The 25,053-nt window shown below is 70.5% G+C and carries 18 protein-coding genes; 9 read left to right on the top strand and 9 right to left on the bottom strand.

From position 1 onward, the window contains the following. Window positions 1–354: 354 nt before the first annotated feature. Window positions 355–2,124 carry a carboxylesterase/lipase family protein gene (locus C6376_RS29935; protein WP_107446268.1) on the top strand — a complete coding sequence of 590 codons (1,770 nt, stop codon included), beginning with the start codon at window positions 355–357 and terminating at the stop codon, window positions 2,122–2,124. 516 nt (window positions 2,125–2,640) lie between these two features. On the opposite strand, the gene C6376_RS43985 is transcribed toward C6376_RS29935, so the two are convergent. Further along, window positions 2,641–2,979 (bottom strand): hypothetical protein, encoded by a 339-nt coding sequence (locus C6376_RS43985; RefSeq protein WP_159083291.1) that lies wholly within the window; start codon window positions 2,977–2,979, stop codon window positions 2,641–2,643. Window positions 2,980–3,042: 63 nt separating this feature from the next. On the opposite strand from C6376_RS43985, the gene C6376_RS29940 reads away from it, so the two are divergent. Beyond that, complete coding sequence (locus C6376_RS29940) at window positions 3,043–3,399, top strand: hypothetical protein (RefSeq protein WP_159083292.1); 357 nt, start codon at window positions 3,043–3,045, stop codon at window positions 3,397–3,399. A 589-nt stretch (window positions 3,400–3,988) separates the two neighbouring features. Here the strand turns inward: C6376_RS29940 and mmuM are convergent. Next, window positions 3,989–4,930 carry a homocysteine S-methyltransferase gene (gene mmuM, locus C6376_RS29945; RefSeq protein WP_107446270.1) on the bottom strand — a complete coding sequence of 314 codons (942 nt, stop codon included), beginning with the start codon at window positions 4,928–4,930 and terminating at the stop codon, window positions 3,989–3,991. A gap of 68 nt (window positions 4,931–4,998) precedes the next feature. After that, complete coding sequence (locus tag C6376_RS29950) at window positions 4,999–7,185, bottom strand: autotransporter-associated beta strand repeat-containing protein (RefSeq protein ID WP_107446271.1); 2,187 nt, start codon at window positions 7,183–7,185, stop codon at window positions 4,999–5,001. A 370-nt stretch (window positions 7,186–7,555) separates the two neighbouring features. Here C6376_RS29950 and C6376_RS29955 point away from each other — a divergent pair, with 370 nt between their 5' ends. Continuing rightward, window positions 7,556–8,968, top strand: a complete 1,413-nt coding sequence (locus C6376_RS29955) for an RICIN domain-containing protein (RefSeq protein ID WP_107446272.1) — start codon at window positions 7,556–7,558, stop codon at window positions 8,966–8,968. Window positions 8,969–8,975: 7 nt separating this feature from the next. Here C6376_RS29955 and C6376_RS29960 read toward each other — a convergent pair whose 3' ends face one another. Further along, window positions 8,976–10,643, bottom strand: coding sequence for a rhamnogalacturonan lyase B N-terminal domain-containing protein (locus tag C6376_RS29960; RefSeq protein ID WP_107446273.1), 1,668 nt, complete (start codon window positions 10,641–10,643; stop codon window positions 8,976–8,978). 190 nt (window positions 10,644–10,833) lie between these two features. Here C6376_RS29960 and C6376_RS29965 point away from each other — a divergent pair, with 190 nt between their 5' ends. The 5 genes from C6376_RS29965 (at window position 10,834) to C6376_RS29980 (ending at window position 16,462) form a co-directional block, all read left to right on the top strand. Further along, window positions 10,834–11,880, top strand: coding sequence for a rhamnogalacturonan acetylesterase (locus C6376_RS29965; protein WP_107446274.1), 1,047 nt, complete (start codon window positions 10,834–10,836; stop codon window positions 11,878–11,880). An 88-nt stretch (window positions 11,881–11,968) separates the two neighbouring features. Further along, complete coding sequence (locus tag C6376_RS29970; protein ID WP_107446275.1) at window positions 11,969–13,834, top strand: DUF2264 domain-containing protein; 1,866 nt, start codon at window positions 11,969–11,971, stop codon at window positions 13,832–13,834. An 862-nt stretch (window positions 13,835–14,696) separates the two neighbouring features. Next, window positions 14,697–14,930 (top strand): hypothetical protein, encoded by a 234-nt coding sequence (locus C6376_RS29975; RefSeq protein ID WP_159083293.1) that lies wholly within the window; start codon window positions 14,697–14,699, stop codon window positions 14,928–14,930. 63 nt (window positions 14,931–14,993) lie between these two features. Beyond that, entirely contained in the window at window positions 14,994–15,368 is a 375-nt protein-coding gene (locus C6376_RS43990) for a VOC family protein (protein ID WP_159083294.1), read from the top strand. Between the two features lie 296 nt (window positions 15,369–15,664). Further along, complete coding sequence (locus C6376_RS29980; protein WP_107446277.1) at window positions 15,665–16,462, top strand: isocitrate lyase/phosphoenolpyruvate mutase family protein; 798 nt, start codon at window positions 15,665–15,667, stop codon at window positions 16,460–16,462. Between the two features lie 156 nt (window positions 16,463–16,618). Here C6376_RS29980 and C6376_RS29985 read toward each other — a convergent pair whose 3' ends face one another. Continuing rightward, window positions 16,619–17,218, bottom strand: coding sequence for a TetR/AcrR family transcriptional regulator (locus C6376_RS29985; protein ID WP_107446278.1), 600 nt, complete (start codon window positions 17,216–17,218; stop codon window positions 16,619–16,621). An 854-nt stretch (window positions 17,219–18,072) separates the two neighbouring features. On the opposite strand from C6376_RS29985, the gene C6376_RS29990 reads away from it, so the two are divergent. Continuing rightward, a complete protein-coding gene (locus C6376_RS29990) occupies window positions 18,073–19,203 on the top strand; it encodes a hypothetical protein (RefSeq protein ID WP_107446279.1) in 1,131 nt (376 codons plus the stop codon). 258 nt (window positions 19,204–19,461) lie between these two features. Here C6376_RS29990 and C6376_RS29995 read toward each other — a convergent pair whose 3' ends face one another. From C6376_RS29995 to C6376_RS30010, 4 genes are all read right to left on the bottom strand, one after another. Next, on the bottom strand, window positions 19,462–20,262 hold the full coding sequence (locus C6376_RS29995; RefSeq protein ID WP_107446280.1) for an ABC transporter permease: 801 nt from the start codon (window positions 20,260–20,262) through the stop codon (window positions 19,462–19,464). 5 nt (window positions 20,263–20,267) lie between these two features. Further along, window positions 20,268–21,071, bottom strand: a complete 804-nt coding sequence (locus C6376_RS30000; RefSeq protein ID WP_107446281.1) for an ABC-2 family transporter protein — start codon at window positions 21,069–21,071, stop codon at window positions 20,268–20,270. Continuing rightward, entirely contained in the window at window positions 21,071–22,066 is a 996-nt protein-coding gene (locus tag C6376_RS30005) for an ATP-binding cassette domain-containing protein (protein ID WP_107446282.1), read from the bottom strand. Before C6376_RS30005 ends, C6376_RS30000 begins: the two co-directional genes overlap by 1 nt. Window positions 22,067–22,167: 101 nt before the next feature. Then, window positions 22,168–25,044: a glycoside hydrolase family 2 TIM barrel-domain containing protein gene (locus C6376_RS30010; RefSeq protein WP_107446283.1), complete on the bottom strand. Its 2,877-nt coding sequence runs from the start codon at window positions 25,042–25,044 to the stop codon at window positions 22,168–22,170. Window positions 25,045–25,053 lie beyond the last annotated feature (9 nt).

Consider the following 25,053-nt stretch of genomic DNA (forward strand, 5'->3'; position numbering starts at 1 on the left):
GCGGGGATCCGGTGACGGTTGGTGCGTGGCGTGGGCGGAGCAGGGTTCCGGCAGCTCTGGTCGCGCCACCGAACAGTAACCGTTTTCCTGCGGTTGCTGCGATGCTCTGCGCAAGGCATCGCCCGACGATGCTTGGTGCGCCGCCCGACGGCTCCCCGACACCTCTTTCCTCCGCCATCAGCGGAAACAGCCAGCACCCGCGCCCAGAACAGGCAGACCGTCGTTTCCTCGGCACCGGCGCCCTGGTTGTTACGCCGAACAGCTCTCCCACCGGCTCGTGCGCCGGAATACCGGGCGCTGTTGTGGTGCTCTGGTCATACCGATGCGCGAGCGCGGCGAAGGGCTGGTGAGCAGATGGCAGCCGACCGGAGGAACCCCCCTGCGGGCGAGGCCTGGACGGGGTCCGACCCCGCCCGTGCCCACGATCCCGAGGCCCGTCCCCTCGTCGAAACCCCTTACGGGGTCGTACGCGGTAGATACGAGCGCGCCGTCGCTGTCTTCCGGGGGATCCCCTACGCGTCGCCGCCCTTCGGTGTCCGCCGGTTCAGGCCGCCTGCACCGCCCGAACCGTGGGACGGCGTGCGCGACGCGGCCTCCTTCGGCCCGACGCCGCCGAAACCGCCGTACTCCGACGCCTTCGCCCAGTATCTTTCCGACCCCGCCGTGCCGGGCGATGACTGCCTCAACCTGAACGTCTGGACCCCCGACCCCGGCCCCGGCGCACAGTTGCCCGTCGTCGTGTGGCTCCACGGCGGTGCCCTGACCAGGGGTTCTTCCGCGGCGCCGGTCTACGACGGGCGCCATTTCGCACGCGACGGAATCGTTTTCGTATCGATCAACTACAGGCTGGGTGTGGAGGGCTACGGGCTCTTCCCGGACGCCCCCGCCAACCTCGGGCTCCGTGACCAGCTCGCCGCGCTGGAATGGGTCCACCACTCCATCAGGGCCTTCGGCGGCGACCCCGACAGGGTCACCCTGGCGGGACAGTCCGCCGGTGCCATCAGCGTCGGCGGACTGATCGCGGCTCCGCAGGCACAAGGCCTGTTCCGGCGGGCCGTCCTGCAGAGCGGACCGCCGGAGGCCCTCGATCGGGACAAGGTCCGCCGTATGGTGCGGCGTATGGCCGCCCGGCTGAAGGTCCCCGCCACCGCGGAGGCCTTCGCCGCCGTGGACCGGGACCTGCTGCTGCGCACTCAGGCCGAGGTCGGCAGACTCAGCAGCCCGGTCCTGGGAGGCCCCGCCTTCGGCATCGTCGTCGACGGCGATCTGGTACCGCGTGACCCCCTGTCGGCGCTCCTGGACGGGGACGTCGCCGTCGGCGTGGAACTGCTGATGGGCTGGACACGCGACGAGTACCGGCTCTGGCTGGTGCCAGGCGGGCTCCTCGAGCGCGTCGACCGGCTCGGCGCCGTCGCTCTCGCCGGCGCGATGGCCCGCTGCCATTGCGGGCCCGAGGTGCCGCGCGGCTACCGGGCACTGCACCCCGCGGCCGGTCCCGCCGAGGTCGTCGGTCAGATGGTCACGGACAGCCTGCTGCGGCTGCCGCTGCGACGCCTGGCGGACGCCCGCCCCGGGACGTCGTACGTGTACGAGTTCGCCTGGCCCTCACGCCGGCCCGGTCTCGGCGCCTGCCACGCCCTCGAACTGGGCTTCGTCTTCGACACCGGCGAGACCCCGGAGTCCGCGAAACTCGCCGGGGACGGGGTCCCCCAGGGACTCGCCGACGCGATGCACGGGGCGTGGACGCGTTTCGCGGCCACAGGACATCCCGGGTGGGAGGCGTGGAACGCGACGCATCCGGTACGGATCTTCGGGGAGGACGACAGCGATCGTGGGCCTCAGGAGCACGACCGGATGCTGCTGTCCGGGAGCGACGCGGTACGGTCCGGGGCGGACGCGGAGCCGTCCGGGACCGACAGTTGGTCGTACACCGCCCACGGGGTACGCGACCGTGAGCTGGCGCTGTGGATGACGCCGCCCCCTCGAACCGCCCTTCCCGAGGGGTCGGACGGCGGGACGTCCGCGGCGGACCCGTCGCCGGCCGGATTCTCTTCACGCGGCACGGAGCTGAGGTCGGCAGTGCGACGACTGCGGCGGGCCACCGGTGGGATGCGGAAACGCTGACCGGGGAGAGGCCGGGGGAGGAGCAGGGAGGGCGGGACGCCGGCCCGTGGGTGCCGTGGTGGGGACAGCGGGGGTGAGGACGCCGTCCCCGCGGGGCTGACCGGGCGCAGGACGCGCCGCCCGGGGTGCCGCGTACGGTCGGGCGACCGCCCCTCGACGCGGACCGGTCCGCATGCCGGCGTCGGCGGCCACCCGCGCGAGCCCTCGCGATGGCCTTGGCCACCGCGTCGGCGACGTAGTCCAGCTCACCCGCGGCCCACAGCTTTCGTCTTCGGTTTCCGCGGAAAGCAGACAGACACCACCCGGCTCGTGAGACACGGTCGCTGCGGAAACCGGAAACCGGACCATCACGCCACGAATGTGTTGCGCACTGATTCCGTCGGTTTCCTCGTCATCCCGCTACTCGTCGAACGTGCGCGGTGTTTCCCAGCCTGCGGAGAACATCCGTCCCTGCCAGGGGTGCACGTTCCCGGGCGGGGGCAGCAGGTCGGCCAGGACGCGGGCCGACGGCCTGGGTCAGCGTGGTGCTTCGGCCGGGGCGTACCGCAGACGGCCCATGGTGTCGTAGCGGCCCAGCAGCACCGTCGGGGGCGCGGCAAGGCGCCCCCGACTCGCCCGGGCCGCGCCCGTCGTCGCGGCGCTCACCGCGCACCGCGCCCGCGCCTGCGGCCGCCCCGACCACGCCGGGCTGCACAGGTGGCTGCTGGGGGCGTCCTTCGGCGCGAACGACGCGCGCCGGGACCGGTACTTCGAGTTGCTCGCCCTGATCAACGGCTGGCCCGCCCCCGAAGGCCTGGCACCCGCGGTCGAGTGGTCCGTCACGGCGCTGCGGGCCGTCACCCGCAGTGGTGCCATCGAGTAGGGGTTTACGTAAATCTGCGGATGTCCCGTGCCGCCCTCAGCGACACCATGGCGGTTATGACCACGCCGGAAGTGCCGCCCCCGGGCCTCAGCTGGGTGACGGCCGACGGGGCCGCCGCTCTCTGGACGGTCAGACGGAAGTACGTGCCCCAGGTGGCCTCCGCCCACGGGGTGGGGACCAAAGAGCAGAAGAGTTACGGAACCCTCGGCGAGACCACCATCACGATGTACTCCTACGCGGAGGTCCAGCGGGTGGTGGCGGCACTCGAGTCCGGTGAGGTGGTCCTCGCCCCGTCCTGGCGGGCGGACACCGAAGAGGGAGTCAGGGGCGCCCGACGCGACGCACTGACCGCCTGCGGCTGCGTGGTGCTGATGCTCGCGGTGGTCATCGCCGTCGCGCTGCTCTCGAGCTGAGCCCCGACGCGGGGCGTCTCCATGGGCCTACGCCGCGACGGTGCCAATGGGCCTTCACCGGTCACACTTGCGGTCATGACGCACCCCGACGGGGTGAGTGAGCCGCCCGTCCGGTATCCGCTGACCGCGTCGGCCCTGTCCGTCCGGCCGACCTTCGACGGACACACCTGAGCATCACGCGCCGGCTCTGGCCCCTGCCTGGGGGCGCACCGGACACATCCCGCTGCGCGACGTGATGGCCTTGAGGCATGGGTGCGCGAGACGAACCCTGGTCTGGATGGGGGGAAGGCGCTGAGCCGCTGCGGGTACGCCGCTACCTGCATGCTGAGCAGCACTCACGGCACATCCGGATCAGGCGGTCCAGGAGCGCCACGGCCGATGACTTCCGTTGACTTCCGGCGGTTCCAGGACGCGGCGAACGAGGCGGTGGTCGATCACGCGCGCGGCATCATCGACGCCAGGGGGCAGGGGCGCCCACCCGGCAGATGCGGCTCCGGCAGCGGCCACCCGAGATTTGTCGGGTCCCCCCGGCCTATGACCGAGCCACCGAGGAGCCGGCCAGAAGGTCGCACGATCCGCCGGACCGTGCCTAAGCGGATGCCAGTGTCCGGGCGATGGAGGCGACCGCCTCCGGGCCGACCCGGCAGCAGCCTCCGATCAGCCGGGCCCCGGCCTGCTGCCAGGCGAGGACCTGTTCGGGGGCGAAGGTGGAGCGTCCGACCCAGGCGCGTGCCGTGGCGTCCCAGGCCTCACCGCTGTTCGGATACACGACGACCGGCTTGCCCGTCACGCGTGCCGCTGTCGCCACGGCGGCGTCGACGTCCCCGGGAACGCAGCAGTTCACGCCGACCGCTATCACCTCGTCCGCGTCGGCGGCCGGCGCGAACGCCTCCTCCAACGGCTGCCCGGCCCGCGTACGGTCACCGTCGATGGAGTAGGACAGCCAGGCGGGCACGCCGAGCCCGCGCACCGCGCGCAACAGCGCCTCGGCCTCGTCGGCGTCGGGAACCGTTTCGAGAGCGAGTACGTCAGGCGCCGCGGCGGCCAGAACCTCCAGGCGCGGCCGGTGGAAACGTTCCAGGTCCGCGACGCTCAGTCCGTAACGGCCTCGGTACTCGGAACCGTCCGCGAGCATCGCGCCGTACGGCCCGACCGACGCGGCCACCCACAGCGGATGCGTGACCCCCCGGTCGCGGGCACGTCGAGCCGCGTCCCGGGCCAGCTCCACGCTCAGCGTGAGCAGTCGGGCCGCTTCCTCGTGCTCGATCCCCCGTTTGGCGAAGCCCTCGAAGGTGGCCTGGTAACTGGAGGTGATCGCCACGTTCGCGCCGGCCGCGAAGTAGGCGAGGTGTGCCTCGGTGATCGCCTCGGGGTGCTCCGCCAGGAGTCGCGCCGACCACAGTTCGTCGCTGAGATCGTGCCCGGCGGACTCCAACTGGTTCGACATGCCGCCGTCGAGGACGACGGTGCCGGCGGCGAGAGCGGTGGCGAGGGTGGACTCTGCGCGGGGGGCAGGGGTGTCGCTGGTCATGTCACGACGCTAGTCGAAGAGCCCGCGGACGTCCCGGCGGGTCCAGTCCATGAACAGAGCGCCCCCGCTCAACGCCCGTGGACCGGGCGCCGCCCGCCTCGACGGCGCCCTCCGCCTCGCGTGCGCTTGGTCGCCGGGAACAGCAGCGCGCCGAGCAAGCCCGCTGCCAGCACGTACGGCCACCACCCGAACGCGCCGCCCTCGGCGGCTCCGGTACCTCGCGTATCAGCCGTCACGGTTCCCGGCGAAGCCTGTCCGTGCGCACCCGCCGAGGCGCTCGCGGCTGTCGCGATCAGCACGACGTCGTTTCCGTCTCCACCCTTGTAGCTGATCCGGTAAACGGTTTCGGCGAGTTTCACCTCGGCGCCCTCGTGCAGCCCGTCGAACGTGCCCGCGATCGGCCCGTCACCGGTGTGCTCCAGGACGCGGATCTCACGGTGTGGGGTTGTACGGGGCGCAGTGGACGACGGCCGAGAATCGCCGCCGATCTGTGGGGAAGGGGAGTCGGCGGCGTTCGCCTCGGCGGCTGCTCCCGCGGCCGACAGATCGAGGCCGCCCTGCAGACTCACCTTGCCCCCGGCCTTCAACGGGCTGTCCGTGAGCACCAGTTGTCCCTTGTCGGTCTGCGTGTAGCCGGCGGTCACCGTCAGCCCGCCCGTGACGACGCCCTCGTTCGTCACGGCCCCCTTCACGGTGCCCGTACCGCTGAGGGCGCTCGTCACCCGCAGCGGCGAGCCGCCGGTGTCCAGACGCGCCGCAGCCGACGTCAGCCGTACCGCCCTGCTGTTGGCGAGGCTTGCCCCGCTCTCGAGCGCGAGCGTTCCCTGCTTGATCGTCGTCGTCCCCGTGTACGTCACCGCGGGGCCCGTGAGGGTCGTCGTCGCGGGTCCTGACTGGACGAGCGAGCCGCTGCCTCCGAGCCGGGACAGCGAGATCGCCTTCTTCGCGTTGCGCACGACGAGCGTGCCGTCGTTCACGATGCGACGCCGGTCCGTGCCCGTGAGCAGCGAGCCGTCCCCCCGGGCCGACCCCAGCCTCAGCACCGCACCCTTCTGCACCGTCGTCGAACCGTCGTAGTGCTGGTCGGCGGCGAACGTGACGTCGTTGCCCTTGGTTCCCGCGATGACGACGTCACCGGCACCGGGCGCGGCCAGGGTGTCGTGGTACCTGCCGCCGCCGATCGGCGCCCCGAGAGTGACCGGGCCGTTGTAGTCGAACGTCAGCAGGGACCGCCGTCCGCTGGCCTCGTGCAAGTTGATGTATACGGTGTCTTTTGTTCCCGGCATGAAGATCTTGTGAGTGGTGCCGTCGCCCCACTGCACGTTCGCGCCTTCGATGTTGGTGCCACGCTTGTTCAACTGGTGTGCCACCGGACGCCAGTTGATGTCCGGGTCGCTGAGCGAGGGAGCTGCGTCGCCGCCCTGGTCGCTGTAGCTGTACTGCCCGGTGAGGATGACTTTGCTGCCGGGCCGGGTGTGGACGTTGACGTCGCTGCCGTACGCCCGCTGGTAGAAGTCCTGACGCAAGGTGATCGTCTGGTTCAGCGGGGTGTCGATGATCCAGGAGCCCTGGTTGACGATCGCCCGGGCGGCGGGCAGCGAGACCGGGAACTCGGGGCGGCCCACCGCGACCCCGGTACCGTTGTCGATGACTCCGGAGAAGGGATGGGTGCCCGCCAGATCGAGCGTGCCCCACATGTTCCTGGGCTGGGTGACCAGACCTGACCCGCTGATCGTGCCGATGTTGAAGGTGCGGGTCAACGACAGCCGGAGCGTGCCGTCCACGCGGACGTTGAGCTCGTTGAGCCGATAGCCGGGCGTGTCGTACGGGAAGTGCCCGATCAGTCCTGTGCCTTTGCCGGTCCCGTACTGCAGGGTCGCCCCGCGTGCGACGGTGATCGCCGGAGGATCGGGGTTGCTGACCGTCGTGTACGGGTGGTTTCCGCCCTGGGTGCGCACCACCTGCCTGCGGCGGGCCGAGGGCAGGGTGAAGTCACTGTCCCTGGTCAGGACGAGCGTTCCGCCGCCCCTTACGGTGAGCGTTCCCTGGCCGCGGAAAGCGCCGTCGTAAGTCGTTGTCCCGGCGGGCACGGTGACCACGGTGTCACCGGTGAGGTTCACGTCCCGGTCGGCGAGGACGTCGGCGGTGACGTCCCGGGGGTCGGCGGCGACGGCGGGGGGAGCGGCGACCAGGACGGACGCGACCGCCGCGAGGACGCCGAGGGCCGCTGCTGAGGTGGGGAAAGAGCTGCGCACACATCGGAGACGCACGGGCCGGACGCCGATAACACAAATATCCCCTCGGATCGCACGTCGGCCTCTTCCGCTCCGGGAAAACGTCGCTCCGCGAGGGAACCTTCCGGAAAGGGCTTTCTGACAAGTCGCGTCAGACCCGTTGACCTGCTCGTAACACGCCCTTACCTTTTCGGCGTTCGTCATTCCACATCTTGTCCGCCGTTCCGAACGCTGTCGTCGAGAGGCGCTGCGTCTCCCGCCGCCCTCCCGTCCCCCCACCGCGCCGACCCGCAGGCCCCGCGCCGCATCCGGTTCCAGGCCCGGCGCCCGACCGGGGCGGCACCCCGGAGTCCGACGTCCCGGACGTCGACACCATGAAAGAGAGCCCGAGATGAGACGTGCGTACGCGACCCTGCTCGCCCTCTGTATGGCGCTGATCGGCGCCCTCGCCTCGGCGGGACCGGCCCAGGCGGCGCCCGTGTCGATCGCCAACGGCACGCAGTTCAAGGACACCTCGGGCAACCCCCTGCACGCTCACGGCGGCGGGGTCCTCAAAGTCGGCTCCTACTACTACTGGTTCGGCGAGGACCGCAACGCCGACAACACGTTCCGGTACGTGGACGCCTACCGTTCCACCGATCTGAAGAACTGGGAGTTCCGCAACCACGTGCTGACCCAGTCGAGCGCGTCCGAGCTGGCCACCGCCAACATCGAACGTCCGAAGGTGGTCTACAACGCCTCCACCGGCAAGTTCGTGATGTGGATGCACAAGGAGAACGGGACGGACTACAGCGAGGCGCGGGCCGCCGTCGCCGTGTCGGACACCGTCGACGGCGACTACGCCTGGCAGGGCAGCTTCCGGCCGCTCGACCAGCACATGTCGCGCGACATCACGCTCTTCGTGGACAGCGACGGCGCCGGGTACATGGTCTCGGCGGCGCGCGAGAACTACGACCTGCAGATCTACCGGCTGACCGCCGACTACACCGGTATCGCAAACCTTGTCGCCGACCCGTGGCACAACGGCCACCGTGAGGCGCCGGCGCTGTTCAAGCGAAACGGCGTCTACTTCATGCTCACCTCGGGCGCCACCGGCTGGAACCCCAACCAGCAGCAGTACGCGACGGCCACCTCAGTCGCCGGCCCCTGGACGGCCATGACGAACGTCGGCGACGCGACAGCGTACGGCTCGCAGACCGCGTACGTCCTTCCCGTCCAGGGGAGTTCGGGGACCTCCTACCTGTATCTGGGCGACCGGTGGGGCGACTCCTTCGGCGGCACCGTCAACGACTCCCGTTACGTCTGGCTGCCGCTGGCCTTCCCCACGTCCACCTCGCTGTCGATGTCATGGGCCCCCGAGGTGACGGTCGACACCGCCGCCGGGACGATCACGGGCACGAGCGCCACCTACAACACGCTCGTCGCCCGGCACAGTGGCAAGTGCGCGGACGTCACCAGCCAGTCGCTCTGGGCAGGAGCCCAGATCAAGCAGTACGACTGCAACGGCGGCAACAACCAGAAGTACTGGTTCAAGTCGGTCGGAAGCGGTTACTACCAGTTGGTCGTCCGCAGCAGTTCGCTGTGCGTGCGGGAGAACGCGGGCACGGTGAGCCAGGAGGACTGCAATGCCTCGGCCAGCGCTCAGCAGTGGGCGCTGACGACCTCGGGCAGCTACGTGAACATCACGTCGCGCGCGAGCGGAAAATGCCTGGACGTGAACGGTGCGTCCACCGCCAACTCCGCCGCGATCATCACGTACGCGTGCAACGGGGGTACCAACCAGCAGTGGACACGTGGTTCATGACGATCCATCACGCAAGCAGGTCGATCGCGTCGATCGACGTTCCCGCGCTCAGATAGGACGTCGTGCCGGACCCGCTCACCACGTTGATCTTCAGCACGTTGTACTGGCCGGTGTCCGTGAGCCATGCGCTCGCGGGGACGTTGTAGGTGAACGTGTGGTTGTTGCCCCGGTAGGACCCGTTCGTCAGGGACCGGGTGCTCGGCTGGGTGGGCGGGGACGGAACGGGGGAGGTCCAGGCGTCGTTCACGACGACCTGCGGCCGGCCGTTGGCATAGGCCGTCGTCACGCCGATGCGCAGGCTGTGCGCGGCGGCGGCCTGGGCGGCGGTCAGCTTGAAGTACACGAGCAGGCCGCTGTTGACGTCTTTCCAGAGGTAGCAGGGGAACGCAGACGTCTCGGTGCCGCTGCCGATGACGACGTTGCCGGTCCACGCGGACGCGCGCACGTCCGACGGGTGCGCGTACGTCATGAGGTCGGCGTTCTTGAAGCCGCTCGGTGTGCCGGTCCAGTCGTTGATCCGCCAGATCGCGCTCGCGTTGCTCGGATCGTTCGAGGACGGGATGGCGAACGAGTTCAGGGTGGTCGTCGCGCCCGCGCTCACCGTCACCTGCGCGGTGTACACGGCCAACTCGCTCTTGTGGACGGTGAGCGTGTACGTCCCGGGGAGCACCCCGGAGATCGAGAAGTAGCCGTCGGACTCTCGCGCCGAACCCCAGTACTGCGCCGTTGAGTTGGCCAGGCCCACCGTGTAGGTGTGGGCGGTGTTCCGCCCGGTGATGCCCACCCCCGCGACCCGGCCGCGGCCGCCGGCGCCGACGTACCCGGCGATGCCGAGCGAATCCGCCCACGACGTGGTCAGCGTTCCCGGGAACAGTGAGGAGGAGGGGGCGCCGCCGTCGGTGAAGGCGATCACGTAGGGGCCCTGGAGACCGAAACGCTGCGCCTCCGTCTGGTTCTGGCCGTAGTAGAGGATCTCGTACAGGCCGCCGCCGTCGGCGCTCTGGTGACGCAGCAGAGAGCGGTAGAAAGGGCCTCCGGAGGCTTTCTCGTGGTTGCTGCGCACGATCCACAGACCGACACCGCCGGCGGTCCAGCCGATGTAGTCGTAGTCCATGACGCGCCGTTTGGAATAGTGCTTGGAGCGGGTCTGGCCGTTGGACTTCGCGAAGACGTCGGAAGCCTCGATGGTGCTGGTCGTGTACGTGTACGAGTCAGGCTCGTCGTTGAGGAACAGACCCGCCTTGACCCGGAGGATGTAACGGGTTGCCGAAACAGACGTGTCCGCCTTGTTGGTCCACAGGTAGACGTTGTTCTCGCCACTGCGAGCCGCGTAGTAGTGCCGGAGCGTGCCGTGCGTGACGGAGATCAGAATCGTCGACCCGGACCGCGCGATCGTCACGGTGGAGCTGCCGAGGCCCGACTCGATGTGCGAGTTCATGCCGCCGTAGCCCTGGTACTCGGTGCCCCGGTAGACCAGGGAGGTCAGGTCGCCGGTCGCCTTGCTGACCTTGAAGACGAGGTCGGCGCCGGTGTCGACGACGTAGTGCGAGCCGTCGTCGGTGTAGCCGAAGGCCGCTGCGGCGGCCGGGACGGCGAGCGGCCCGGCGAGGGCGGCGGCCGCGGCGCCGAGGACGAAGGTGCGGCGTCGGACCGGGTGGTTCGCGGATCCGGACATGGGGGTGCCTCCTTCGGGAGGTGTGGGGGTGCGGGTGTCTGAGAGAGTGACAGTTGAATCGATTTCGCGAAAGGGCTTTCACTCCTGGGAAGTCGACAGTTCTACGAAATGTACGCCAGGTCTAGAAAGCGCTTGCCAGAGGCGGTACGGTCCTGCCGCCAGCCCCTGTGTCACGACGGAGGAGTCGCAAGTGAGACGTTTCAACACCGCCGTGCTGGCGGCGCTGACCTTGGCCGCCGGTCTGACGGCCGTGCCGGCCGCCCGCGCCCACGACGGTCGCGCCCCCCTCGGCATCGACAACTGCACCGCCACCGCCTGCCACTTCGACGTCGCACCGGGCGTCTATGACGTGAAGGTCGTTCTCGGCGGCAGCGCCGCGTCCGGCACCAGCGTCACCGGTGAGACCCGGCGAGCCCTGCTTCCCGAGACCACCGTGCCCGCCGGTGAACGCGTCGTCCGCAGCTTCACCGTCGACGTCCGCACCCCCGAGGGGGAGCCCACGGGCCCCGCAGGCACCGCAGGCCTGGACCTGGTCCTCGGCGGATCCGCTCCGGCACTGGCGGACATCCGGGTCACCACCGCCCGCCACGCCCGGCAGATCTTCCTCGTCGGCGACTCCACCGTGTGCGACCAGCCTGCCGAGCCATACACGGGATGGGGTCAGCAACTGCCGCAATATCTGCGGCAAGGCGTTTCTGTCGCCAACTACGCGGACTCGGGGGAGAGTACGGTCACCTATCTGGGGAACCCGCAGCTCTGGGACACGGTCCGGCCACTGATCCGCCACGGCGACCTCGTCCTGGTCCAGCTCGCCCACAACGACAAGACGACCGACGGGGCGACATACCGCGCGAACCTCGAGACACTGGTGGCGGGAGTGAGGGAGAAGGGCGGTCGGCCGGTCCTGGTGACCCCCATCGTGCGCCGCTGGTTCAACACCGACGGCACGCTGAACAACGGAACGGCTCTGCTGGTCAACGGACTCGGCGTCGACCATCCCGCGGTCATCCGCTCGGTCGCCGCCGCACAGCACGTCCCGCTGATCGACCTCACCGCCAAGACCAAGGCGGTGGTGGAGTCCCTCGGCGTCGAGGGCTCCAAGGCGCTCTACCTGTACAACGAGAAACGGGACAACACGCACACCTCCGTGCACGGGGCCACCGTCTACGCGGGCCTGGTGCGCGACGAACTCCTCGCGCGGCATCTGGTGCCGAAGGGCTCCGTGCGGGTGGGATGAACGCCTGGGGGCGCCCCGACCGGAACCGGGACGCCCCCAGGTCCTGATCCCCAGGCCCGGACCCGGCCGCGAAGGAAAGAAACTGCACATGCACCTGCTCCCGCCCGACCTCGCCCGCAGCCCTCGCACGGGATACACCCGCGCCCACTGGGAGACGGCAGCCGACACCCTGCTCGCCGCGGTGGAGCCGTACGCCACTGAAGATCGCGCTCTCTACCATTTTCCCGGCAGCCGGGAAAGCTGGTCCGGCCGACTCTCGGACGGCCTGGAGGGGTACGCCCGCACGCTGCTGCTCGCCGCGTTCCGTCGGGACGAAACCGCGCTGGAACGTTACGCGAGCGGTCTCTCGGTCGGCGTCCGCGGCGTCTGGCCCCGCATCGAGGACCGCGGGCAGCCCCTCGTCGAGGCCGCGTCCATCGCTCTGGCGCTGCGGCTGACCCGGCCGATGCTCTGGGACCGACTCGACGACGCCACCCGGCAACGTACGGCGGCCTGGCTCGGCGACGCGCTCACCGCGGAACCCTGGCCCTGCAACTGGGAGCTGTTTCCCGTCACGGTCGGCGGTTTCCTGGAGTCGGTCGGCCATGAGCCGGAGGCTTCCCGCAAGGCGATCGACCGAGGCCTCGAGCGCATCGAGCAGTGGTACGTCGGCGACGGCTGGTACACCGACGGTCCCGGCCGGGCCTTCGACTACTACAACGGCTGGGCCATGCACCTCTACCCGGTCCTGCACGCCTGGCTGGCCGACGACACCGACCTGCTGGCCCGCTACGGAGACCGGCTGACCACACATCTCGCCGACTACGCCCGCCTGTTCGGCGGCGACGGTGCCCCGATGCACCAGGGGCGCTCCCTCACCTACCGCTTCGCCACCACCGCACCTCTGTGGCTGGGCGCCCTGACCGGCCACACCCCGCTGGCCCCCGGCGAGACCCGCCGCCTCGCCTCGGGAGCGCTTCGGTACTTCCTGGAACGCGGTGCGGTCGACACACACGGACTGCTCACCCTCGGCTGGCACGGTCCCGACGAGTCGGTCCTGCAGGGATACTCGGGCCCGGCTTCCCCCTACTGGGCGAGCAAGGGCTTCCTCGGCCTGCTCCTTCCGCCGGAACACGAGGTGTGGACGGCTCAGGAGGAAGCGGGACCGGCCGAACGGGGAAACGCGGTCACACCGCTTGCCGCACCCAACTGGCTCATTCAGTCGACCGGTTCGGACGGGTTGGTTCGCCTGCACAACCACGGCAGCGAGGACGTCCGTTACGACCCCTACTACACGCGTTTCGCGTACTCCACCGTCACCCGGCCGCTGGGCTCGCCGCCGGACAACACCGTCACGGTCGGCGGCGACCCGCGTCGGGAGGGCATCGTCCCGCTAGGGACGGGAGAGGGCTGGGCGGCGTCCCGGCACGTCTCAAGCTCCGGCGTCGAGGTCACGAGCCTGGTGGTCGCCGACGGCGCCGTGGAGGTGCGCGCCCATCTGGTCGCGGGCGCCGCCCCTGGCACGGAAGTCCTTCTCACGGGCTGGGCCACGGCGAGGGGCGGGGCGGAGCGGGCCGAGCTGCTGCCCGTGCACGGGCTCGCGGGGCGCGCTGCGCCGGCGGGCGTGGTGGACGAGGGCCCGGCGACGCTCTTCGTCGCGCTGGCACGGCTCACTGCGGAGCCCGACCCGCTGCCCCTCCAGGACCTTGTGGCCGTGGAGGTGAACAGGACTTCACCGACCGGCGACGCTCACGGTGTGTACGACCTGAGTGTCCGCTGGCGAACAGGTCCGGAGCGCCGCTTCCGTTTCCAGGCGGCGGCGGACAGGTCCAGCGAGGCGGACGACGTCACCGGCGCGCGTGGGAACGCCGCTCCGGACGGGGTCGCGACGTCCGGTGGATCCACGACTTCCGAAGGGCTCACGGTGTCGGACGAGCGATCCGCAGCAGCGTCGTGGTCGGTGAAGCCCAGGTAAGTGCTGTCCCATGGGCCGGCGTCCGTGAGGGGCAGAAAAGGCGAGCGCGACCTGGTGCGTGCTCGTCTTCGTTTCACCGTCCAGCCGCGTCCGTCGGCATGGTCCGGGTACGTCCGTGCCGATGGGCCGCCCCGCGGGAGGCGAAGGCGGTTGCGTAACGGCGTCGGACGGCTTCACGAGGTACCGGTGCGGCCCCGGAAGGTTCCGCCGCCGTGTGCCCGGCCCGGCATGTTCGCGCTGCACACGGGAGCCGTGTCCGGAGCACCGACGGCCGTCGACGAACAGGCCCGAGCACCGGTCGTCGAAGCAGGGGGAGGTGAACGCGCCGGACGCTCCGCGTGCAGGGCGATGCCCTCGTTGTGGCCGCGCAGTCACGGCTCCGACTCCCGGCGGGTTTCGCGCCCTGTGACGCTGACGTACGCCGTCTTGTCCCCGTAGTGCCCGCCGGTCCCGTGGATGACGACATACGCCCCTGTACCCCTGTGCCGTTCCAGGCGACCTGCCCGTCGAAGAGCGGGGCCGTGTCATGGGAAGCCGTTCCGGTGCGTTTCGTGCGGAGGGTCTTCCTGGCGCCGATGTACCGGGCCGTCACTCCGCCGTCTCCCTCCCCTTTGTTCCTGTCGGCGACTCGGGTGAGCAACGCGAAGTTCTCGTCGCGCGCCACCGGGCCCCGACCTCTGGGGCGCCCTTGACGGCGCTGCCGGAGCCTGAGCGTCTTCCCTTCCGTGGTCAGCCCACGGCGGAGTGACGTGGACACCGTCCGCGGCGGCCAGGCGAGGCGGAGTGTGCCGTTCGCAGTCACCGCGGTCGCCTCCCGCGTTCATATCCGATGTGGTGGTGACCGGCTTACGGATAGCGGAACTTGGCGGCGAACGTGACGGCTGTCGTGGTGGGCGCGAGGTTCGGGGTGGTGGTCGCCGCCCCGGCGGTGGCCCACCACGCGCCTACGACGACCCCGGCTGCCGCCAGGGCGCCGATCGCGGGCCTGTGGGCCGCGTGGCCACGGCGGTGGTGCGGCCACGGCGGTGGTGCGTCCGTCGTGCAGCTGTCGTGGCCGGTGGTTGCCGTGACCGGCGGAAAGCTGCCGACGGGGTGACCTGTTCACCAGACCGCGGGAATTGTGTTGCTGTGCGTAAGCGGTGTCGAGAAGAATCCGCGCATGACTTCTGCCATAAGGCATGTGACCATCGCCTGTTCGGACGCCTACGCCCTCGGCAGCTTCTGGGCCGAGGTACTCGGCCAGCCGCTCCACGAGGACGACAGGCCCGGCGACGAGGAGGCGCTCATCGAAGGGGCGGGCGTGCTCTTCGTCACCGTCCCCGAGACCAAGAGCCAGAGGAACCGGATCCACGTCGATCTTCAGCCGCAGGACCGCACCCGCGATGAGGAGGTGGAGCGCCTGCTCGACCTCGGCGCCACGCTGTTCGACGACCGTCGCACGCCCGACGGCAAGGGGTGGGCGGTCCTCAGGGACCCGGAGGGCAACGAGTTCTGCGTGGAGCGCAGCGCGCAGGAGCGCGACAACGTCGGCTGACACGCCCGCCGGTCGGCGTCGTCTGCGGAGGCGGAGTGAGGGCCGGCCCGGCGGGACGCCGGGGCCTCCGCCGCTGAATCCGATGCGGCCGCCGAACCCGGGCGGCTGTGAGGCCCTGCGGCTGTTCGGACGCGCGGGGTCGGTGAAGCCGTGCGGGCCGGACGGGTGAGGTCGGGAGTGCTCGCCGACGAGGTCGCACGCGCGGTGTCGTGAGTGGACAGGAGCCGTCGGGTGACCGCCGTCCGGCGGCGACGGTTCGGCGGTGGCCGCAGTGACCCGCCCCTAGTGTGAGCCGTATGCGCGCACCCGGAGCGGCCTCCGCGTCGCCCTCCTTCACGGACCTTCATCGCACCGAAGCTCCCCTCCTTCTGCCCAACGCCTGGGACCACGCCTCCGCGACCGCCATGGCGGGGCTGGGCTTTTCGGCGATCGGCACGACGAGTCTGGCCGTGGCCGCGGCGTCGGGACTGCCCGACGGTGCTTCCGCCACCCGCGACGAGACCCTCCGACTCGCTCTGATACTGGGTTCACAACCGTTTCTCCTGACCGTCGACGCCGAAAACGGATTCAGCGACGATCCGGACGAGGTGGCGGAGCTGGCGCGGCGGCTTGCGGCCGTGGGAGCGGTGGGCATCAACCTGGAGGACGGCCTGAGCCCGACGGATCGGCACATGGCCAAGATCGCCGCCGTCAAGTCGGCTGTGCCCGGCCTGTTCGTCAACGCCCGCACGGACACGTACTGGCTCGGCGAGCACAGCACGACCGAAACGCTTGCCCGCCTGGACGCCTACCAACAGGCCGGGGCAGACGGTGTGTTCGTCCCCGGGCTGACCGATGCGGGCGAGATCGCCGCGCTCGTCGAACGACTCGACGTGCCCCTCAACATTCTCTACTCACCGGCCGGCCCCACCGTCCCGCACCTCACCGACCTCGGTGTGAGCCGCATCAGTTTCGGCTCGTTTCTCTACCGGCGCGCTCTGGGCGCGGCGCTGGAGGCCGTCGGCGAAATCCGTGCAGGACGTCATCCTGGCGGCCCAACGCCGACCTACGGGGAGGTGGAGAGCCTCGGCATCGACACGGCCCGCCATGTCTGACGCGATGGCGTCACTCGGCCGTCCCTCGGCCACGCCGTCCGGCGAGGCACGTCGATCGGCGGCCCGACGAGTGCGGAGCACCGACAGGTGTGGTGCGCCGGGGGACTCCCTCGACGGCCGTCACGCTCCGCCCTCACGCTCCGCCGTCGGGCGGCGTCATCCCCGACCGTCGGCCGCCTCCCGCGGCCAGTGCGTGAGGGCCGCGTGCAGGGCGTCGATCGCTTTGTCCCACGACTTCCGTACGTCCCGGGGCGCACCGAAGCCGCCACCGGCCTCCAGCATGCAGTACCCGTGAAAGGTGCTGCGCAACAGGCGGACGGCGTCGGTGAGGTCGGGCTCCTCGAGGCCGTATCCGCGAAGCATGCCGTAGGTGATCTCGGCGGTGCGGCGCAGGGCGGGGGAGTGCGCGGTCAGTTCCCGGTCCCGCTCCTGGTCGATACGCGTCTGCGTGGCGGCGTACCGGCCCGGGTGCCGCAGGGCGTACTCCCGGTAGGCCCCTGCGAAGGCGACCAGCGCGTCCTTTCCCGCGAGTCCCACGACGGCGGAGCCGATCTCGTCGATCATCTCGCCGCCGACGAACAGCGCGAGCCTGGTCCGCAGTTCCCTGAGGTTTCTGACGTGCGAGTAGAGGCTCGCGTCCTTGACGCCGAAGCGCCGGGCCAGTGCCGAGATGCTGACGTGGTCGAAGCCGACCTCGTCGGCCAGTTCGGCGGCGGCTTCGACGAGGCGGTCGGTGGTGAGGCCGACTCTTGGCATGGGCAACCGCCTTGTGCGCGCTCGGAACCGGGGGTGTCGGCGAAATCCTAGGCGCTTCGCAGGTGGAACGCCGGAAGGCGTGGGACGGCGCTGACAACCCGTACCTGCACCGCAGCGGTTGCCGGGCACTCTGATACTGTGCCGCGACGCATGCGGGGGGCCGGTGCGCAGCAGGGCGCGGGGGACGAGGCTGCGAAACCGGGTTCGCAACGGTACGCAGTTTCAGGCGACTTGAATCTCACCATCGTTGAATTCTTCAGCGCCCGATGCCGAGAGCTCGGAGAATCCGGACAACCGTTTCCAGGGGTGGGGATGTTGCGTGCGTCGCTGACATCGGCGTGGGTGACGGTGTTGCTCTGTGCCGTGTGCGTGTCCGGGTGCTCGAGCGAGGGCGACCGGCGCTCCGGGTCCGACGCGAACGTGAGCGAGACACCCTCCTCGACGCCTTCCGTCCCTCGCACGGCCGCTGCTTCCCCTTCGTCTGACGAAACCGCGAGTGCTCCGGCGTCCCGTCCATCCTCCACGTCCGCAGCCGTGTCGCCCACGGCGTCGAGCGGCACGACCGCGCGCCGCACCACAGGGCCGTCCGCGGAGGAAAAGCACGGCAGGAGCGGCGGCGGCGGTTCCGCAACCAGGAGAGGAACCCGGGGGAGCGACGGCAGGCCGGGCGCGTCGCACTCCGTCCCGCAGAATCCGGACCGCGGGCCGCACCCCCCGCCGGCTCCCCCACGTCCTGCGCCCACGCCGGAGTGGACCTCCGCCGGATGGCGGCCCGGCGACCCCGTCGGGGCGGCGCATACGCCAGGCCCCTGAAACAACTCGAAGGCAAAAGAAAGAAAGAAGGTGCGCACCCCGTGGTCGGAAAACCCTCTGACGAGGCAGGAGACAACTCGTCCATATCCGACGAGGAATGGCAGGCTTTCCTCCGGGACAGCGAGCTCGGTGCCACCTCCGCTCCGAAGGAGCCCTCCGCCCGCGCCCGTATGGTCACCGAGCGGTTGCGGCACCAGGGCGAGCCCGAGGGCTGGCGGACCGGACCGGTCCCGCGGGACATGAACGGCAGAGCAAGACGACGGCGGCAGATGTGGTCGGTGCTCGGCGTGGCCGCGGCGCTCGGCGTGGTCGCCGTGGCGGTCAGACCCTCCCTGTTGCCCGGTGACCCCTTCGGAGCCGGCGAGCCCAGGCCCGCCACCGTGTCCGCGTCGCCCGCCGAGACCGCCGCCCCCACCGCCGCACCGGACGCCCTGCCCGACCGGGCGCCGACCATCGACAGGCCGTTCGCCGGTTCTCCGGCCCTCGCCTGGGCCGACGGCGAGGCGGGCGTCGTCCTGCCGACCGCCAAGGCCGTCGGGACGGCGTCGAAGGAACGCGTGACGAAAGCGCTGGAACTGACCAGGAAACTGCTCGTCGGCGCGAACCTGGATCCGAAGACGCTGCGCGGCGAACGTCCGACCGCCGCACTCTCGGTGCTCGACCCCAAGCAGCCGCACCTGCTCGACGACCTCGACGCCTTCCTTCGTTCGCCGGACAGGACGCACGACCCGCTGACCCTGTTCAGCCGGTTCGACCCCGTCGAGACCAGGGTCGTGGGCGACGTGGTCAAGACGCGCGGGCGCATGACCTACAAGAAGGGCGAGCACGACGGGGTGACCGTGCACGCCGACTACACCTTCGTCTATCCCGTCCGCCCCGCCGAGGGCCCGCCCGAGGTCACCCGGACGATCGTGCGGCGCGTCGTCGACGTCGAACTCCCCGACCCCGCGCACTACGACGTGACGCCGGAGCGGTTGCTCGTCGTCCGGTACGACGAGGAGCTCTTCAACTCGGCCTGTGACGTCCACGACGGCTTCCTGCACCCTCGGTTCCGGTCGGCCGAGCCGACGGGGCCCGCGCAGACCGGCCCGACCGTGGACCCGTACGACCGGAGCAAGGCCGTAGGAGGCGGCAGCGCGTCCGACGGTTGCGGAACCGCTTCCCGACTCTGAGCGGATCGCATAAACGCGTTACTGCGCAGGACGGGCGCGCGGCCTCGCCGGTCGACGCGGCCGTTCCGTGGGGCGGCGGCCAGAAGGGCAGTCCCGACGCAGTGACCGGCGTGGACGCGCGGGGCGGCAGTGGGCCGCCCGCCCGCCTGTCCGTCGTGAGGACCGGAAGCCGTCCGCCGGGCGGCCGGCCTCGAAGGACCGGTCCCGGCACGTCCTTTTCCGAACCGCTCTCCCGTGCGTGCTCCGCTCAGTCGCGAGTCATCCGTTCACCCCCGTGTAGTGCCCGAGGCTCCACCGCCACAGCAGCCGTGAGCCGAGGTACGCCAGCAGGCCCAGCAGCGGGGAGACGGCCGCCAGCCAGTAGGGGACACCCGTGCTGTGACCGTGACCGGTCAGGACGGCGGCCGGGAAGTACGCGACGAAGGCGAGCGGCAGGCCGTACGTCAGGAGACCGCCCACCGCCTTGGGCAGCACGTTGAGCGGGTAGCTGCCGAAGGTGCCCAGAAGCTCCTCCAGCCAGCGGCCCCAGTAGTCGGCGGCCGGGAAACGCAGCGCCGCGGAAGCCACCGCCGTGAACAGCGCCGCCTCCAGGAACATGCCACCGAGAACGGCCGCGATCAGATACGACGTCCGGCCCGCCGTCCAGTCGAGGTCGCTGCGGCTGAGCGCGCCCACCATCAGTCCCACCGCGACCGTCAGATCGCCGATGGCGTTCGTGGGGAACATGCGCAGCTGAACCTGAAGGTGCACGGACATCGGCCGCACCAGACAGACGTCGATCTTGCCTTCCTGGATGAAGTAACCGATTCCGTGCATGCGTCCCAGAAACAGCACGAACAGCCCGTGGGCGAGCATCCGGGTCGCCGGGATGAGCAGCACGTCCGAGCTGTCCCAGCCGCCCATCCCGCTGAACCGGGTCAGCAGCACGGTGGCGAAAACGATCACCGAGACCTGCCAGACGGCACCGATCGCGACCATCATCAAGAACTCGGAACGGTATTCCAGCTGCGCGCGGAAGTTGAGACGCGTGATCCGCCACGCCAGGCGCACGGTCTTCACCGCGTTCAGCCTCCCTGCGAGATGACACGCCGGGCGGCGAGTCGCCACGCCAGCCGGGTGAACAGCGCCAGCACCATCACCCACACGGCCTGGACCAGCAGTGCGGGGCCGGCGTCCGACAACGGGATGCGGCCGACGTAGAGCGACAGCGGCACGCTCAAGGTGGCCTGGAACGGGAGGAAAGCACTCAGCGTGACGAACCAGTCGGGGAAGAACCACAAGGGTGCGTACACGCCGGAGAGCAGGTTCTGCGCGAAGACGAGGATGAGCATGGCGGCGCTGTTGCGCACGGTGAAGAAACAGAGCTGGTCGATGGCCAGCATGACGTAGTACAGGATCCACTGGCCGAGCAGCAGACTCAGCGCGAACACGGCGGCCACGGCCGCCGATCGGGGAGGCGTCACGACCGCGGTCCACAGGCAGACCGTATAACCGGTCAACGCCCACGCCAGACCGTACAGCTGCTCGCCGAGCGCCCGCAGCGCGTAGTAGCGCTGCGGTGACAGCGGCCGCAGGTACCAGTAGACGATGGTGCCGAAGTGCATGTGCTGGATGACGGTGTCCCGGCCTGCGTACTGGTCCAACGCCCGCAGCCTGGAGGCCAGTACGGCCAGCACCGCATACGTGACGGCCTGGTCGCGGGTCAGCCCGGCGGTGGTGCCCGTGTGGGCGTACAGACCGCGCCACAGGGACGCCACCAGCCCCACCTGCACGGCGAGCCGCAGCAGGGCGGCGGTCATCCGGGGCGGGGTGTGCAGCTCCCCGAGCGGGGTGACCCGGGCGGCGCGCCAGGCGGTCGGAACTGCCATCACACGGTCCCGGCCTGGGCGTAAGCGGCCCGCATCACGTCCTCCAACTCCGCCTCGTCCAGGGCGATGTCCGTCACCTCGTACCGTTCGATGACGGCCTTCAGCGCCTGGTGGACGGTGGGCGCGCCCGCACCGTCCGGCCCGAACACCACCCGTGCGCCCTCCCGGCGCAGGACCGTGATCCCCTGTGGCACCACCACCTCGGCGTGCGGGTCGGCGAGGGTGGCCCGCACCTGCCAGGTGGAGCCGAATGTGCGGCGGATCTCGTCGAGGGTGCCGTCCAGTACCAGCCGGCCGTGGTTGATCAGCACCACGCGCTCGGCGAGCCGCTCGACCTCCGTCATGTCGTGCGTGGTCAACAGGACCGTCCGGCCGCGCTGTTCGACCTGGTGGCGCAGGAACTCGCGGACCTGCTCCTTCACCACCACGTCCATCCCGATGGTCGGTTCGTCGAGGAAGACCACGGGTGGGTCGTGCAGCAGCGCCGCCGCGAGGTCGCAGCGTACGCGCTGGCCGAGGGACAGGTGGCGCACCCGGGTGTCCCAGAACGAGGAGAGGTCGAGAAGGTCGTCGAACTCCCGAAGTCGCGCGGCGTGTTCGGGCCGCGGCACCTCGTAGATGTCGCGCAGGATCGCGAACGACTCGCGCACCGGAAGGTCCCACCACAGCTGCGTGCGCTGCCCGAAGACGGCCCCGATGTTACGGGCGTTGCGTTCCCTCTCCCGATAGGGCACGACGCCCGCGACGCGCGCCTCACCGGACGTGGGGGTGAGGATGCCGGTGAGCATCTTGATGGCGGTGGACTTGCCGGCGCCGTTCGGGCCGAGCAGGGCGAGCAGTTCGCCCGGAGCCACGTCGAAGGTGACGTCGCGGACGGCGTGTTTGGCGACCCGTTCCGGATCGACCAGGGACCGCAGACCGCCGATGAGGCCGGGGCGGCGGACGGTGGTGTGGAAGGTGCGGGACAGGCCGCGCACCTCGATGCTGCCGATCACTCGTTCAACCTCCGATGCCACGCGGCCGGCCGGCCCGGGGGCCCGGCCGGCCGCGGGAGACGTCGTCACCTTGCCGGAACGCCGCTCGGGCGGCCGACCGGTCAGCCGGTCACCGAGAACACGAAGGAGAACTCGGCGGGCTCCGCGTTCAGGAAGTACCGCGGGAGCGGCCCGGGGCCGCAGGACTGGGATCCGATGCCGTGCTGGCCGTGGTCGAGGTTGACCCAGACCGTGTCGCCCGGCGCGAGGTCGCTCAGGTGCCTCGCCGCGTCCAGTTGCTCGGTCGTCCAGCGTCGTGCGGAGAACCAGAACGCCGGGTCGCCCTCGATCCGCAGCCCGCCGAGCTCCGCCCAGCGTACGTCGGCCCTGGCGCCGTTCTCCTGCGGGCGCACGTACGGGGTCTGCAGCTCCTCGATGCTCCCGTCCCACCGGCCGAGCATGGACGCGGCCCTGGTGTCCGGGTACGCCTCGCCGGGGCCGCCGCCGAACCACTGCACATGGCCCGCGGACGCCTGTGCCAGCCCGAAGCGGACGCCGATCCTGGGCAGCGGCATCGTCCAGTCGCCCTCGGGTGCCACGGAGACCGTCAGTCGCAGACGTGTCCCGTCGGACGTCCAGCGGTACACGGTGCGCAGGCCCGTCTCACGGCCGGCGGGCGCCACCCGGGTCCGTACGGTCAGCGCGTCGTCAGCCGGCTCGACGCCGTCCAGGCGGTGCCGCATGCGGTGCAGGCCGTACGTACGCCACAGCATGCCGTAGCGCGTGTCGTCCTGCCATGACGCGCCGTCGTCGTTGTCGGTCGTCGCCCGCCACACATCCAGGCGCAGCTGCGTCACCTCGACGCCGCCGATCGCCTTCAGCGCGCCGCTGCGGGCGTCGAAGACGCCGGGACCGAGTGTGATCAGCGGCCCGTCGGGGACGGGGTGCCGCGAGGCGGCGACGGTCACGGGCGCCCGTGGGGCGACGGTCTCCTGGCCCCATGCCACCGGGTGGCCCCTGGGCGCCCACGACGTGTCCTCGCAGAGCAGCGCGCGGACCGTCCACTGGACCTCGTCACCGCCGCCGTCGGGGCCTGCCGGCAGCTTCACCTCGGCCGACTCGCCCGGCGCGAGGGGCCCGACCGCGAGCGTGTGCGCACCGGTGGGAGAGCCGTCCACCTGGTGGAAGAACTCGAACCTCAGGTGGGAGAGGTCGCGGAAGTCGTACCCGTTGGTGATCCGCACGGTCCCGCCCGTGCCGTCGCCCTCGATGCGGACCGGCTCGATCACCTTCTTGAACTCGACCAGCCCGGGGGAGGGGGTGCGGTCCGGGAAGAGCAGACCGTCGCAGACGAAGTTCCCGTCGTGCAGTTCCTCGCCGAAGTCGCCGCCGTAGGCGTAGCCGAGCTCCGGGTGCCGGATGCCGTGGTCGATCCACTCCCAGACGAACGCGCCCTGGAGCCGCTCGTGCGCCTCGAAGAGCCGCTGGTAGTCGGCGAGGCCGCCGGGTCCGTTGCCCATGGCGTGGGCGTACTCGCAGAGGATGAAGGGCAGTTCACGCCGCCTGTGCGTGCCGCCGTCCAGCTTCCGTCCGATTCGCTCGACCTCCTCGTGGGAGGTGTACATGCGCGAATAGACGTCCGTGTCACGGCAGTTGACATCGCCCTCGTAGTGCACGAGGCGCGAGGTGTCGCGGCCGTGGATCCACTCGGCCATCGCGGTCAGTCCGCGTCCGGTGCCGGCCTCGTTGCCGAGGGACCAGACGACGACCGACGGATGGTTCTTGTCCCGTTCGACCATGCGGGCCGCGCGGTCGAGCAGGGCGGGGGTCCAGCGTTCGTCGTCGACGGGGTTGTCCCGCCAGTCCTGCTCGACGAACCCGTGGGTCTCCAGGTCGCATTCGTCGATGACCCACAGCCCGTACTCGTCGCACAGGTCGAGGAAGGCGGGGTGCGGCGGGTAGTGCGAGGTGCGGACGGCGTTGACGTTGTGCCGCTTCATCAGCAGCACGTCCGCGCGCATCGTCTCCAGGTCGAGGGCGCGGCCCGTCTCCGGGTGCCACTCGTGCCGGTTGACGCCCTTGAAGAGGATCGGCCGGCCGTTGACCTTGATCAGACCGTCCGCCAGCTCGACGGTACGGAAACCGATGCGCAACGGCACCCGCTCGCCCTCGGTCACCAGCTCGCCGTCGTACAACGTGGGCGTCTCCGCGGTCCACGGCCGGACCGGGGTCGTCACGGTCTCCCCGGTCGCGGCGTCGATGCCCAGGGCGGGAACGGTGACCCGTCCGTCGACGTCGGAGTCGACGCGCAGGGCGCCCTCGCCCGTGACGTGGTCGTAGGAGGCGTGCACGAAGAAGTCGAGCACACTGCCCGCGGGCCGGTGCAGCAGGGTGACGTCACGGAAGATGCCCGGCAGCCACCACTGGTCCTGGTCCTCCAGGTACGAACCCGCCGACCACTGGTGGACGCGCACCGCGAGGACGTTGCCGCGCGGCTTGAGCAGATGACCCACGGCGAACTCGTGCGGCAGCCGGGAGCCCTTGAACTCGCCGAGTTCCGTGCCGTTCAGCCAGAGGCGGGCGCAGGACTCCACGCCGTCGAAACGGAGTACGAAACCGCCTTCGGAAAGGTCCGGCCACCCCTCGGGCAGGTCGAAGACCCGCCGATGGTCGCCGGTCGGGTTCTCGGTGGGCACGCGGGGCGGGTCCACCGGGAAGGGATAGAGGTGGTTGGTGTACACGGGTGAGCCGAAGACGCCGTCCCCCTGCAGCACCCAGTGGCCCGGAACCGTGACCTCGGCCCAGTCCTGCGCGTCGTAGCCCACCTCGGCGAACGCGTCGTCCTCGGCATCGGCCGTGGCCGACACCCGAAGCCGCCAACGTCCGTTCAAGGAAAGGGACTTCGCGTCGGACGACGCGTACCAGGCGCGGGGCGGAAGGGCCCCGTTGCCGGGAGAGACGCTCTCGACGTAGTCGACGGCCGGGGTGCGCAAGGACATGGGTCTCCT

The organism is Streptomyces sp. P3, assembly GCF_003032475.1.
In the GTDB taxonomy this organism is placed as follows: domain Bacteria; phylum Actinomycetota; class Actinomycetes; order Streptomycetales; family Streptomycetaceae; genus Streptomyces.